This window comes from Cytobacillus purgationiresistens, from assembly GCF_030813235.1.
Taxonomy (GTDB): domain Bacteria; phylum Bacillota; class Bacilli; order Bacillales; family Cytobacillaceae; genus Cytobacillus; species Cytobacillus purgationiresistens.
This window is the reverse complement of the sequence record NZ_JAUSUB010000048.1, coordinates 1-13,551: the sequence shown is the minus strand read 5'-3', so window position 1 is coordinate 13,551 and position 13,551 is coordinate 1. Positions and strand designations below refer to the sequence as shown.

14 protein-coding genes are annotated in these 13,551 nt (G+C 36.3%); 10 read left to right on the top strand and 4 right to left on the bottom strand.

Annotated features, from left to right (window positions below; translation table 11 throughout):
* The first annotated feature begins 133 nt into the window (after positions 1-133).
* From J2S17_RS27390 to J2S17_RS27355, 7 genes are all read left to right on the top strand, one after another.
* Positions 134-466: a DUF1579 family protein gene (locus J2S17_RS27390; RefSeq protein ID WP_307480263.1), complete on the top strand. Its 333-nt coding sequence runs from the start codon at positions 134-136 to the stop codon at positions 464-466.
* Between the two features lie 335 nt (positions 467-801).
* Positions 802-993, top strand: a complete 192-nt coding sequence (locus J2S17_RS27380; RefSeq protein ID WP_307480301.1) for a rhodanese-like domain-containing protein — start codon at positions 802-804, stop codon at positions 991-993.
* Positions 994-1,142: 149 nt separating this feature from the next.
* Positions 1,143-1,406: an EVE domain-containing protein gene (locus J2S17_RS27375; RefSeq protein ID WP_307480260.1), complete on the top strand. Its 264-nt coding sequence runs from the start codon at positions 1,143-1,145 to the stop codon at positions 1,404-1,406.
* 471 nt (positions 1,407-1,877) lie between these two features.
* Positions 1,878-2,315, top strand: coding sequence for an RNA polymerase sigma factor (locus tag J2S17_RS27370; RefSeq protein WP_307480258.1), 438 nt, complete (start codon positions 1,878-1,880; stop codon positions 2,313-2,315).
* Positions 2,299-2,553, top strand: a complete 255-nt coding sequence (locus J2S17_RS27365) for a helix-turn-helix domain-containing protein (RefSeq protein WP_307480255.1) — start codon at positions 2,299-2,301, stop codon at positions 2,551-2,553. Before J2S17_RS27370 ends, J2S17_RS27365 begins: the two co-directional genes overlap by 17 nt.
* Positions 2,554-2,926: 373 nt before the next feature.
* The gene (locus J2S17_RS27360) at positions 2,927-3,073 is read left to right on the top strand and encodes a conjugal transfer protein (protein ID WP_307480252.1); all 147 of its coding nucleotides are present in this window, start codon (positions 2,927-2,929) and stop codon (positions 3,071-3,073) included.
* A gap of 61 nt (positions 3,074-3,134) precedes the next feature.
* On the top strand, positions 3,135-5,039 hold the full coding sequence (locus J2S17_RS27355; RefSeq protein WP_307480249.1) for a recombinase family protein: 1,905 nt from the start codon (positions 3,135-3,137) through the stop codon (positions 5,037-5,039).
* Here the strand turns inward: J2S17_RS27355 and J2S17_RS27350 are convergent.
* The 4 genes from J2S17_RS27350 to J2S17_RS27335 form a co-directional block, all read right to left on the bottom strand.
* The gene (locus J2S17_RS27350) at positions 4,987-5,490 is read right to left on the bottom strand and encodes a recombinase family protein (protein WP_307480298.1); all 504 of its coding nucleotides are present in this window, start codon (positions 5,488-5,490) and stop codon (positions 4,987-4,989) included. The genes J2S17_RS27355 and J2S17_RS27350 overlap by 53 nt on opposite strands.
* 91 nt (positions 5,491-5,581) lie before the next feature.
* A complete protein-coding gene (locus tag J2S17_RS27345; RefSeq protein WP_307480247.1) occupies positions 5,582-5,920 on the bottom strand; it encodes a recombinase family protein in 339 nt (112 codons plus the stop codon).
* Positions 5,921-6,088, bottom strand: a complete 168-nt coding sequence (locus J2S17_RS27340) for a hypothetical protein (RefSeq protein ID WP_307480243.1) — start codon at positions 6,086-6,088, stop codon at positions 5,921-5,923. It lies immediately after the preceding gene.
* Positions 6,089-6,237: 149 nt separating this feature from the next.
* Positions 6,238-6,390 carry a hypothetical protein gene (locus J2S17_RS27335; protein ID WP_307480241.1) on the bottom strand — a complete coding sequence of 51 codons (153 nt, stop codon included), beginning with the start codon at positions 6,388-6,390 and terminating at the stop codon, positions 6,238-6,240.
* Positions 6,391-7,029: 639 nt separating this feature from the next.
* On the opposite strand from J2S17_RS27335, the gene J2S17_RS27330 reads away from it, so the two are divergent.
* The 3 genes from J2S17_RS27330 to J2S17_RS27320 are packed head-to-tail and all read left to right on the top strand — an operon-like array spanning position 7,030 to position 13,015.
* Entirely contained in the window at positions 7,030-8,622 is a 1,593-nt protein-coding gene (locus J2S17_RS27330; RefSeq protein ID WP_307480240.1) for a type I restriction-modification system subunit M, read from the top strand.
* Complete coding sequence (locus tag J2S17_RS27325) at positions 8,612-9,838, top strand: restriction endonuclease subunit S (RefSeq protein WP_307480238.1); 1,227 nt, start codon at positions 8,612-8,614, stop codon at positions 9,836-9,838. Before J2S17_RS27330 ends, J2S17_RS27325 begins: the two co-directional genes overlap by 11 nt.
* A gap of 18 nt (positions 9,839-9,856) precedes the next feature.
* The gene (locus J2S17_RS27320) at positions 9,857-13,015 is read left to right on the top strand and encodes a type I restriction endonuclease subunit R (protein WP_307480235.1); all 3,159 of its coding nucleotides are present in this window, start codon (positions 9,857-9,859) and stop codon (positions 13,013-13,015) included.
* The last annotated feature ends 536 nt before the right edge of the window (positions 13,016-13,551 follow it).

Sequence of the window (13,551 nt, the reverse complement as noted above, 5' to 3'; positions counted from 1 at the left end):
CAAAAGCCAAGATCTACAGCAACTAGCTAGTCCTGGTCCGGAGCATAGACTTCTGGAGATATTTGTTGGTAAGTGGAATACGGAAGGATAAATTAAAGCTACTTCATCCAGCCCCGCAGCCAGACTAATTGCAGTGGACACTTACGAATGGCTACCTGGGGAGTTCTTTCTTATTAACAAAGTGGATGGACACATGGGTGGTGAAGAGGTCAAAACCACGGAGGTCATCGGATATGATTCTTCGAAACAGACGTATTTCACAATTTCTTTCGACAATCAAGGGAACGCAGGTGCCTACTTAGCAAATTTACGAGATTGTCTCTGGACGATTAATGGAGAATTGGAACGCTTTATGGGCGAATTCAGCAGTGATGGTAACACCTTAAAGGGAAAATGGGAATTATTAAGTGACGGTTCTAGTTGGCAACCTTGGATGGATATCAAATTGACCAAAGAAATTATATAAAACAAAACCTTTATAGGATGTAGCTGATCTAAAGTGTACCCTTTGTGAAGGACATTTTGAAAAAAAACCTATGCAACTTGTTGAAGCAACAGTCTGTATTTTGCAGGTGGCAGCTTTATACTCAATAGATGGACAAATATTTTGTTATCGTACTTTCTATTGGCTGATGGATGATTTCATGTGAAAAAAATAAAAAGCCTTACACGTATTTGGTCACTCGAAAAAGTGATTTATGCCATTAATGATTTTCGTTTACCTTTTCCCGTAGCAAATGTCATGGTTTATTCTCTCTCTGGAAGTTTGAGTGACTATTCACTCTAAGTGAGTTAAGGAATATTGTAATTCAAGGCGCTAAAGTAATACCTGAGCAAGAATTTAAAAATCGTTTAGATGAGTTACTAAAAGATACAGAAATTATTGTTTACTGTTGGGATGTGTGGTGTAACACAGCCGCTAAAGTAGCAAAGCTTTTATTAGAAAAAGGATATAAAGTGAAAGAATTAAATGGTGGCATTGTAGCATGGTAAAAAATGAATTTTCCTGTAACAAACTTAAATTCCAATCACATAAAAAATAGCTGTGACTGTTAATCCAATACAAGGTAAAACAAAGTACTGGATTGGGTTGCTTCATGTGATCATGTAATGAAAGGGGTACAAGGTGGGTTTGCCCACCTATGTCATGGAAAAAAGATTCCATTAAACAAAATGAGTACAGGGACTGGCTTATTTATTATTCATCAAAGAAAAGTTTAAAAGAGAATAAACCTTATCAAAAAATCACTGTTATAGGAAGAGTTGTTGACCCTAATATATATCAAGTTAAAATAAATAATGATTTTATACCTTATCGAAGAAATATAAATTTTATTCATTGTAAAGAAGTTTCCATTCACCCATTAATTCCCGAATTATCATTCATAGTAAATGAGGGATATTAGGGCTATCCTTTTCAATTGGTCACTTAGAAATATGTTCTGAAGACTTTGAATTAATATCAACACAGATGAAAGTAACTTAATCTTAAAAATGCTGAATTAAACTGAGACAATTATAATAAAAAAATCTGTAATTAGGAACTGGCTATTTTGAAATGAGATTTCATTTTTAAGTAATTAGTTTTAAGAAGGATTCTTTCACAGAATAGGCAGTATAAAATGAATTTCAAAGTTGATGCTAGTATCTAGTATAAATTAGTGCTATTCTTTATAAGTTTTTAATTTCGACAACATTCTCAATAAATTTTTAAATTATTATGCCTAACTGTTGATTATCAGTTGGGCTTTTTATATTATTTTTTATTTTTCTAATAAAATTGCTGATATTTTTGGCATTTCATAAAAAATCTTGTTGAAGGTTATGAAAGGGGAAAACATCACCCACCTTTGCAGTTGCGAAGGGAGAGGAAATGCATGATAGAACCAAATCGTACCGAGTGGCAAATTCGCTGTGCTTTTAATGCTTTTTGTAAACGAGTATTGAAGAATGAAGCAATCAATATTTTTAACGAAAGGCAGCAACAACAAGCAAAGGAGATGACATTTTCTGATCTCACACCACAAGAAGAAAATCAACTTTTTACCTTAGATAAGCAATATGAAGGAGAAGAGGGACAAAGTTTTCAAATGGCTGGAAAGAAAATCACTCCAAAATTACTTGCTGAAGCAATGCGTACTCTGCCAAAAGAAAAGCGTATCACTGTCCTACTATACTATTTCTTTCAACTATCTGATGTGGAGATTGGTCAATTATTCGATATTCCACGCAGTACCGTACAGTATAGACGGACAAGCTCTTTTGAACGGTTAAAACGGTTTTTGGAGGAACATGCAGATGAATGGGATGATTAATTCTAATACTGAAAACAACGAACGTGGCTTATTGCCACACCTAATTATTTTAGCTGCAAACAAGGGTGAAGCCGAAGCAATGAAAGTAGTTGTTCTGCATTATGAAAGCTATATGACAAGCTTGTCCATGTGTAAGATCCGGGATGAGCATGGAAACACCTATTGGGGCATCAACGAAGATACACGTGATCGCTTGCGGACAAAGCTTATGCAGTCTGTTTTAGCTTTCAAGATTTGAATTAAGAATGGTTGGGTTTTCCCTTTCATTAATCATATGTTTGTTCTTTGACAAAGAAAGCACGGAAGATAACGACGTGTAGTATATAACAAAAAATCAGATACGTTTTACTGATGACTAGCCACTTGGTTCATACGCCATGACTCCCAATAGGGACGAGCGATAATCTATGAATCTAATGCAATCGTGGTGGATTGCTGGTGATAACTCATCAGTTAGGATAATGATACTCCCCTATTATCATGGTTCGAGCGTTCAAAGCGTCGCAAGCTATGAGTAGGGCTGGAAGAAATACTTGCAGGGGTGAAATTCCCGTGGAGCTGTACCAGCAGCCGTCTGATTTTTTAATAGATTAGATAAGGGGGCGTGTTTTTTGAAAAAGAATTTGATTCTATATAGTATGCAAATTGCTATGTTAAAACAACTGCTAACCCGTAAATTAATTTCAGATAAAGAATATTATATGGTAAAAAATAAATTAATGAAAGAGTATGGTATTGTTTCTGACATTACAAGCTGAATTGTGTTCCTATTGATGCTATAATACAAAGTATATTAGGAACACAAAAGGAGGAGCTATTATGTCAGGAGTTGAAGTGATTAGGGCAAATAGTAACTTGGCTAACCAAAAGCGTGGAAAAGAAATTAAACGGCTTCGGGTTGCAGCGTATTGTAGAGTTAGTACAGATTCAGAAGACCAGTTAAACAGTTATAAGTCACAAGTTGCATATTATTCGGATTTAATTAAGAAAAATATGGAATGGGTATTAGTTGATATATATGCTGATGAAGCCATTACTGGAACACAGGTAACAAAGCGGGAAGATTTCCAGCGAATGATTAATGATTGTATGAATGGAGATATTGATATGGTCATTACAAAATCGATATCCAGATTTGCAAGAAATACATTGGATACGCTGAAATATGTCCGTATGCTAAAAGAAAAAGATATAGCTGTTTATTTTGAAGATGAAAAAATTAACACGCTTACAATGGATGGTGAATTGTTACTTGTAGTGTTGAGTTCAGTAGCACAACAAGAAGTTGAGAATATATCTTCTAATGTGAAAAAAGGATTAAAGATGAAAATGAAACGAGGTGAATTAGTCGGTTTTCAAGGCTGTCTTGGCTATGATTATCATTCAGAAGATAAGAGTATAACTGTAAACGAGAAAGAAGCAGAAATTGTTCGTTATATATTCCACAGATATGTTGAAGGAGCCGGGGGCAGTATCATTTCAAGAGAACTTGAAAATTTAGGCTATAAAACTAAAAGAGGTACTCCAACATGGGCTGAATCAACGGTACTCGGGATTATTAAAAATGAAAAATATAAAGGCGATATTTTAATGGGAAAAACTTTCACATTGGATCCTATTTCGAAACGCCGATTAGAAAACTTTGGAGAAGAAGATCAATATTATTTAAGAAATCACCATGAACCCATTGTCAGTGCTGAAATATTTGATAAAGCACAGGAGATCCGATTAAGGCGAAGTAGAGGAAGAAATACGGTAGAAAAAAATGGTGGTAAACGTGAAAAATTCAGCCGTAAATATGCTTTTAGCTGTATGATTGATTGTGCCTATTGTGGCAGTACATTAACAAGACGCAGATGGCATAGTGGAACTAAATATGGCAAGACAATTTGGCAATGTGTTACGAGTACGAAGAAAGGTAAAAAGTTTTGTCCAGATAGTAAAGGAATACCAGAAGAAGCCATTGAAAAGGCCTTTTTGGAAAGTTACCGTATTATGTGTAATAATAACAAAGATGTTTTAGAGGAGTTTTTGCAACGAATGGAAGAGGCTTTAAGTGCTAGTACGATTCACAAAGAACTTTCTAAAATAGAAAAGGAAGTCCAAGGGTTAGAAAACAAAAAGAATAAGTTAGTAGACATGAGATTAGAGGACATTATTGATAAAGAAACGTATGAAGAAAAATATGATGAACTAATGCAGAAGATAAATGAAAAAGTTCAAGAAAGAGAAAAATCGCTGTCAAATTTAGAAGAAGAAAAAGATATTAAAAAACGGTTATTAGCCTTCAAAAAAGTGTTAGAACAAAATGAGGTTATCGATACTTTTGATCGTTATGTATTTGAAAGTGTAGTTGAAAAAGTAATCGTTGGTGGAATAGATGAAGATGGAAACAAAGATCCTGCAATGATTACTTTTGTATATAAAACGGGGTTGAGTAACAGTCTTGATGGCGAAAAGTTTAAACCTGCCAGAAAAAATGCGAAAAAGGAAACAGCAAAAACATCTAATGAATTGTATTCACATGCAGGCAACGAGGATAATAAATTGTATCGACATAGTAGTGACGACACATGTGGAATGTGTCTCGCAACTCATTTTAAAATAAGGCAGTCAGCCCTCGAATATGGGGGCGCTGCCTTTTTACGTTTCCTGAAATGGATTCACAAAGTTATATTGAATATGAAGCGCTCCTTCGTTTGTACACGTGACTTTTTCGATTAAAGAATGAAGGACTTGTGGTGTTAATTCTTTTAATTGAAGCAAGTCCTTTAGCTTGTTTCCAATGGTTAATGCATAGTTCTCGTCCGAGCATTCGGCTAGTTGTATTCTTATCTGTTCTGGTCCGTTGTTTCAATTGGCGCTGTACAACTTGGAAAGTCTCTTTAGAGATGATTGGTTCATGCGTATTTTCATGAACTGTCATTTCTTCTTCCGGGACTTCTCTTCGTTTTGTTGTCGTAACAGAAATAGTCGCTGTCTTATTTTGTACTAAATCCCCTACATAATGACGATTTTGTAATATCCCTTTAATTGTGTTCGAATGCCAAAGGGTGGAGGCGTTGGATTTACCGATAAGCATGGCAGGAGTGGGTACTTCTTCATCCGTTAAATTTTTCGCAATGGTATCCATCCCTTTCCCTTCAAGGTATTCGGAAAAGATTCGTTGTACAATCTTTGGTGAAACATCATCTCGAATCAGTAATTTTCCTTCTTGATAAGTAAACTAGAAGAAGAAGCAAAAGTACTAGAGGCTCAACTAGCTCTTATGGAGGTACAATACCAAAGCTACAAAGAACTACTCCATTTCTAATACAGATGTCTTGGAATTTTGTCGCCTCATAGAAATCACGGAATAACCGTGAACGATCGAATGTATATAAGGTGCTGACCTTATCTTCTTCAATCCGTGAAAGTAAAGCCTGCATATCTGGCCTTTCTTCTATACTCTTCTTGTTGGCAGACACGCCATGTTCATTAATGATTCTCATTTCTTGTTCATCTAACTTTTCACGGTAGGATGCATCTGCCGCTATCTGCATCGTTAAATCCTGATTGTGGGTACTGACCCGTCGATAAAATACATGGAACCTATTCTGAAACACTTAGTTCTCCTCCTGTTGAGCTCGAATGGACTGATAGAGTAGCTTAGCCTTTAATCGATGCGGGATGTCTAATTGTTCGACAACCATACGTCGGATAAAACACTCCACCCATTGCTGTGCTAATATACTTTCCTGTTCTCCAGTGGTTATTGAAATTTTTCTACGCATTCATGAAACACTTCCGCTATCCATCATGGTCGAACGAAGGTGCTTTTTATACGTCTATTTAGTCACCCAACTCATGAAAAAGAAAGCGAAGTTGTGTGGAAACGTCTTGATTCGTCTTCTTTATATACACTCGAATGACTACCGTTTTCTCATGCGGAAGTACGAGTTTCAAATCTTTCCTTTGTTGCATGAGTCCGCTCCTTTTCCTGTTGATAGGAGATAAATGAGTGATATAAAAACGGTGATAGGTTCTTTGATTGAACCGCTTTATATAGACGGTCATAAAATAAGTTTCTTGACATTATCACCCACCCCTTTTTGATAGGCGTTTGAGTTGTTGTTCAGTCGTATTCCGTACTTTTTCCTCGATTCGCTTCATTGGTAATTTCATACATACTTCCTCCTTAGATGGACAAGATTTCGGTTGTTTGTCCAATTCGTTGGATAACATAACCCTTTGATGGGAAAAGTCAAGAAAAATTGATAAATACACAATTGGTTTTCGATCATTTCTTTTAAGAAGAGGGTGGTATATGAAGTTTGAAGATGTTGTTTCCATTTAGGTGGAAAGAACTCTTTCAAGAGGAGATGGGAATTCCAGTCTCGGAACTAATAAAGATGATAACAATCTCTTTATCGAACCTGTGCGAAACTGACTATTGAATAGTATAATGTAGATTGTAATAATTTAAGTTATGATTCGTATGACTCATCCTCCATGGTGAAACAAATGGTGATTTCAAAGCTAAGAGATACTATACCAAAATTAACACCAGCCAACTTAAAAGATTTGAATGACCAAGTATCGAAAAATAACGGGTAATTGGAAAATTGTACTTCACATTCCGAGAGCGTCAAGCGATATCAAAACAAGCAGAACAGGAAAACACCTGTTTTGAAAATACTAAAAATAAGACCAATAAAAAAGCGAGGAACTCAATATGGTTGTATTACATACAAAATTATTTAGCGCTGCAGATAACCTTCGCAGTAAGATGGATGCATCAGAATATAAAAACTACTTATTAGGATTAATTTTCTACAAGTATTTATCCGATCGATTATTAGAAAAAGTAGTAGAAGTCGCAGATGAATCCATAAAAGAATATGATACCCAAGAAAAACAAGCTATTCTATATCGAAACCTATTAGCCGACGATGATATTAGAAACGACCTAATTGATACATTAGTAGATACACTAGGGTATGATATTGAACCAGACTATTTGTTTAATGTGTTAACGGACCAAGCCAAACAAAATATCTTTCAATTAAATGACTTAAATAAAGCCTTTATTGAACTATCAACGAAATATGAGCAGTTTAACGGATTATTCGATGACGTCGATTTGCAATCAAAAAAATTAGGGTCTGACGATCAACAACGAAACATCACAATTACAGAAGTCTTAAAAAAGCTAAATGACGTAGATGTGATTGGTCATGATGGGGATATTATTGGGGATGCCTACGAATATTTGATTAGCCAATTTGCCTCAGAAGCTGGGAAAAAAGCAGGTGAGTTCTATACCCCACATGAAGTATCCGATATGATGGCACGGATTGCAGCAATTGGGCAAGAAGACAAACGACTGTTTAGCGTATTTGACCCGACAATGGGTTCAGGGTCTTTGATGTTAAATATTCGAAACTACCTGAATGATCCAGGTAGTGTTAAGTATCATGGGCAAGAACTGAATACAACCACGTTCAACTTAGCGAAAATGAATTTAATTCTGCATGGTGTCGATAACGAGGATATGCGTGTACGTAATGGAGATACCTTAAATAAGGATTGGCCAACAGATGAACCGTATACATTTGATTCAGTGCTCATGAATCCGCCATACTCAGCGAAATGGTCTGCAGATGATACATTCTTAGATGATTCTCGTTTCAATCGTTACGGAAAGTTAGCTCCTAAATCCAAAGCAGACTTTGCATTCCTTTTACATGGTCTTTATCACTTAAAAGATACGGGGACGATGGCGATTGTATTACCACATGGCGTCTTATTCCGAGGGGCAGCAGAAGGCGTCATTCGTAAGAAATTACTAGAAGATGGCCAAATTGATGCGGTAATTGGCATGCCGGCAAATCTTTTCTTTGGGACTAGCATTCAGACAACGGTTATTATTTTGAAGAAAAATCGTACAACTCGTGATGTATTATTTATTGATGCGAGTAATGAGTTTATAAAAGGGAAAAATCAAAATAAGTTGTCTAAAGAGAACATTGATATAATTGTGAAAACGTATAAGAAACGTGAAGATGTAGAGAAGTATGCACACTTGGCAACTTTTGAGGAAATCAAAGAGAATGATTTCAACTTAAACATTCCAAGATATGTCGATACATTTGAAGAAGAAGCACCTATTGACATGGCTGTGATTGGATCAACTATTCAAGACATTCGAAAGGAAAAAGCAGAACTGGAATCCAGCCTACATAACATGATTTCTTCTTTGCAATTTGATGAAGAAAACGCAGAATGGATTAAGGGAGCATTAGAGGTGTTTAATCGTGGAAAGTAAACGTATACCTGAAATTCGCTTTTTAGGTTTTAGTGCAGATTGGGATGAGCGTATATTAGGTGATCTTCTGATTGATGTAAGTAGACCACTAAAAATGGTTGATGACGACGTTTATCAACTGGTCACTGTAAAAAGGAGAAATGGGGGGATTGTATCTAGAGGATTTTTTAAAGGCTCTGAGGTTTTAGTTAAATCTCAGTTCATTATAAAATCTGGTGATTATCTTATTTCAAAAAGACAAGTAGTTCATGGAGCTAATGGGATAGTTCCTGACTACCTTGATGGATCAATAGTTTCTAATGAATATCTCGTTCTACACGGTACTAAGGAATTAAGTATTGATTTCTTTTCACTAATTTCAGAATTACCAAGTATGTATAAGATTTTTTTCTTAAGTTCGTATGGCATCGATATAGAAAAATTGGTATTTAATGTTTCAGATTGGAAAAAGAGAAAAGTATTTGTTCCCTCGATTTCAGAGCAGCTCAAAATTACATCTTTTCTCCAAGTAATTAATAATGCTATCACTCTTCATCAGCAAGAATTAACCATCCTTAAACAAACAAAACAGGGGTTCTTGCAAAAAATGTTTCCAAAAGAAGGAGAGTCCGTGCCGGAGGTTCGTTTTCCGGGGTTTATTGGAAATTGGGAACAGCGTAAATTTAGTGAAATAGCAACAATTAGAAGGGGATTAACCTACAAACCATCAGATGTATCGGGAAATGGTGTAAGAGTTCTTCGTTCTTCAAATATTAACGAAGACACATTTGAATTGAAATCGGATGATGTTTTTGTTAAAAAGGATGCTGTGAAAATTGAACCAGTGAAAGAAAATGACATCTTGATTACCTCAGCTAATGGTTCGAGTAGATTGGTTGGCAAGCATGCAGTAATAAATGGTATTAAAACAAATATGGTTCATGGTGGATTTATGCTTCTAGCATCTTCAAGTCAGCCGTATTTTGTAAATGCATTAATGAATTCATCCTGGTACAAGAAGTTTATTAATGTATATGTTTCTGGGGGAAATGGTGCGATTGGAAATCTAAGTAAGGGGGATTTAGAAAGTCAGATTGTCTATGCTCCGGGTGTAGCAGAGCAAGTCAAAATCGGTAACTTTTTCAAACAATTGGACGAAACTATCGCTCTTCATCAACGTGAACTAGAAGCCTTGAAAGAAACGAAAAAAGCATTCCTACAGAAGATATTTGTATAAGAGAAAGGGGGGAGAAACATGGTGAAGTTTGTTCATAAGGATGAGCTTGAGGTGGAACATCGGCTGATTGAGGTATTAGGGGAAGGCCATAATCAGTGGAATTATCGCCCAGATTTAAAGTCTGAAGAGGATTTATGGCAGAACTTACGAAAGAAAATTACACAAAACAACTTATCAGAAATTGGGGAACATCCCCTTTCTGATAAGGAATTTGAGACAATTAAGACGGAAATTTTATTGAGAACCCAAACTCCATTTGATGCAGCAAGATGGTTAAAAGGGGAAAATGGGATTGCTCGTATTTCCATTGAACGAGATGACGTTTCTTTAGGATCTATGTCCTTAATCTTGTATTCCAATCAAGATATTGGCGGTGGAATTTCGACGTATGAAGTGGTCCATCAAATTGCGAAGCAAAAAGTAGACATCGACGGTCGAGATCGCCGATTCGATGTCACCCTATTAATTAATGGTTTACCGATTGTTCAGATTGAATTAAAACAAGTAACAGCTAAAGATGGAGTTTTTCAAGCCTATAACCAAGTGAAGAAGTATGCAGAAGAAGGCGTATTTCGAAACAATATTTTTTCGACTCTCCAGTTATTTGTCATTTCCAATGAGCAGACCACTCGTTATTTTGCGAATGCGATGCCTAAGGATATGCATAAAAAATTTGTGTTTAGCTGGCGCACAAAGGATAACCGAAAAGTAGACAATCTCTATGAATTTGTCAAACAAGTATTAAACATTCCGGATGCGCATCGCTTAATTGCCCATTATACGATTGTAAGTGAAGATCATGATAATAAGGCATTAATGGTGTTGCACCCATATCAAATTCATGCCATTGAAGCTTTGTTTACAGCAGCCATGAAGTATACGTCAGGCTACGTCTGGCATGCAACAGGGTCAGGGAAAACGCTCACAAGTTTCGTTTCTACCAAACTGTTGGCAAGGAAACCCGGTGTAGATCGGACGATTATGTTAATTGACCGAAAAGATTTGGACAACCAAACGACATCCGAATTCACGAAGTTTGCTTCCGAATTTAATACAGGTATCTCTTCGGGTACAGCCAAATCTAATAGCTTAATTGTAGGAACAGGTAGTGCCAAAGAACTGAGCAAAGTGTTATTGGCGGACGCCAATTCTAATACGGTCATTATTACGACTCGTCAGAAACTCGAATCTGCCCTTCGATATGCTAAGAAGCAAGAAGAAGAAAGTGGAACCAATCGCTTTAACAAGCTCATGGGCCAACATATTGTCTTTGTCGTAGATGAATGCCATCGGGCTTTGAGTGCGGAAGGGATGGAGGACATAAAGAAAATGTTCTTAAAGTCTACTTGGTTTGGGTTCACGGGTACACCTATCTTTGATGAAAATAAAAAACAAGCGCAAGGACGTTTGCCTCGTACAACGAGAGATCAGTATGGCGAAGTTTTGCATACGTATACTATTAAAAATGCCTTAGATGACGGGGCAGTACTAGGCTTCCAGGTGGAACATGAAGATACCGTTGAACCAACATCCTTAAATAATCATTTATTTAGTCAATTGCGCAAAAATGAGAAACATGCAAATTATAGCGATGAAGAAGTCAATGACATTATTGATCAAATGGACGGAATGGAGAAGGAAAAATATCTCAGCGCTACGCACTTTGAAAGTGACGATCATATTCAAAAAGTTATTCATAAAATCTTCCGGCCAGACAATGCGTATACGAAGTTTGATTTCCAAAATGGTCGTCCACAAAAGTCAGCCATTTTAACCACCAGTTCCATTGAAATGGCCAAACGTTATTATCATGCCATTAAAGAAATGATAAAGGATCCGGAATGGATGGCTAAAGAATTTGCAGGGCATCCCATTCGTAAAGGACGTACCATGGAAGACCCGGACTTCCCGAGAATTGCGATTACGTACTCCTTGCAAGAAAACGAAGAACATGCCAAAGAGAATCAAGATGAAATGAAAGAGAGTATTCAAGAGTATAACATCTATTATGGTACTTCATGGCAGATGGAAGATATTCAACGATATAACGGGGATATCAACAACCGGTTGGCACGAAAAAAGGCAGAATTTAAACAGTTTGGAAAACATCTTGATTTGGTCATTGTTGTGGATCGCTTACTAACGGGATTTGATGCACCAACCATTCAATCATTATTTGTCGACCGTAACCTGAGTTATGCGAACTTAATTCAAGCATTTTCTCGTACAAATCGAACCTATCCAGGTAAAACCAAAGGGCTGGTTGTTACCTTCCGTAAACCATGGACCATGGAACAAAATGTGGAGGCAGCTACCAAGTTATATTCTAATAAACAAGAAGAGACGAATCTGGTGTATCCAACATACGAAGATTCAAAGAAACGCTTTAAAAAGGCGCATAAGAAAATAGATTCATTTGTGATTGTCCCGACCGATATAGATGAGCACTCTCCTTTAGAGACACGAGTAGATTTTGTAAAATCCTTCCAAGAACTTAGCAACGCTTATGAGGCACTCGTTACGTATGATGACTACAACAATGATATGGAGACTTCTAAGGCTCTTCAAGAGCAAGTAAAAGTGTTAGAAGAATATATAGGCGTCTACCATACAATAAAAGGGTCAATCGTGAAAGAGGAAAGTGATGGATATTCTGCTCCGGACTTTTCAGAGATAGAATTCTATGGAGAAAATACAATTAAGCTGTATGATATCGACTCAGCGTACATTGATCAACTTTTAGGAACCTATTCTGCTCATAATCAAGATATTCGTCAAGAAATCGAAAAAGCTTTACAAAAATTGAAAAAACCTGATGTCGTAAAAGATGTGTATCGAGCAATCTTAAATGAGATGGATAAAGGGGAAATTCAACCAGATGATGATATCTTGGTGATCAAACGCCAATTTTTTACACAAGCAAGAGACAAACAAATCCAGTTATTTGCAAATTCTTGGTTTGTGGACGAAACTGCATTGCACTTGTCAGCCATCCAATATTTTATCGGTGAAGATCCTATTCCTAATATCGGAGGTATTATTGATAGTAAACAGTTTGATCAATATAAAGCAATTCATCCTGATGCTAAGCCATTAAAATACGGACCAGAGATGAAACGAGCATGGAGAAAAACATTAGATGAAGTCATTGTGCCTTTAGATGATGAGTTGAGATAAAAGTAAGTATACGGCTATTGAAAGAATATATTATTTCTCTTAAGTTGAGACTTCACAGATGATATTCATACACTCTAAATATAGTTTATCTTAGAATAAAGGTAGGAAGCTTTTGTTATTAATGAACGCTTCCTATCTTTTTGTATTAGGTATCTTTTTGATAAGAATCTACTATTAGTGTTTATCTTCATCTAATAGATAACGTAGGAATATCATTTAAGAAGGTTACCGTAGTAGCCGTTTAGAAAAGGAAATCAAATGACATAGATTTGCCGGGAGTATGCCTACCTTTTAGAGAAGACTGAGTTGAATTAGATCAAAAAGATACCTACCCTATCCTCAAAAAAGCTGAACTTGAGAGATAGGATAGGATAAATATGTATTACTCCTTTTGTCGAAGTACTTGAGAGATTATGAGTCACCGCTATTACATACAGGAGATGGAATGTCAACACTAAATCACACAACTTTTTTAAGGGATATTTCTTTAAACTCCATAGGGCTTACGTAGCCTAATGTTCCGTGAATGCGCAGCC

Bases quoted from the DNA above. Each gene is read 5' to 3' on its own strand.
- J2S17_RS27355 (WP_307480249.1), top strand. From the start codon at position 3,135: ATGTCAGGAGTTGAAGTGATTAGGGCAAATAGTAACTTGGCTAACCAA.
- J2S17_RS27340 (WP_307480243.1), bottom strand. From the start codon at position 6,088: ATGCGTAGAAAAATTTCAATAACCACTGGAGAACAGGAAAGTATATTA.
- J2S17_RS27365 (WP_307480255.1), top strand. From the start codon at position 2,299: ATGAATGGGATGATTAATTCTAATACTGAAAACAACGAACGTGGCTTA.
- J2S17_RS27330 (WP_307480240.1), top strand. From the start codon at position 7,030: ATGGTTGTATTACATACAAAATTATTTAGCGCTGCAGATAACCTTCGC.
- J2S17_RS27320 (WP_307480235.1), top strand. From the start codon at position 9,857: ATGGTGAAGTTTGTTCATAAGGATGAGCTTGAGGTGGAACATCGGCTG.
- J2S17_RS27370 (WP_307480258.1), top strand. From the start codon at position 1,878: ATGATAGAACCAAATCGTACCGAGTGGCAAATTCGCTGTGCTTTTAAT.
- J2S17_RS27335 (WP_307480241.1), bottom strand. From the start codon at position 6,390: ATGTCAAGAAACTTATTTTATGACCGTCTATATAAAGCGGTTCAATCA.
- J2S17_RS27375 (WP_307480260.1), top strand. From the start codon at position 1,143: ATGTCATGGAAAAAAGATTCCATTAAACAAAATGAGTACAGGGACTGG.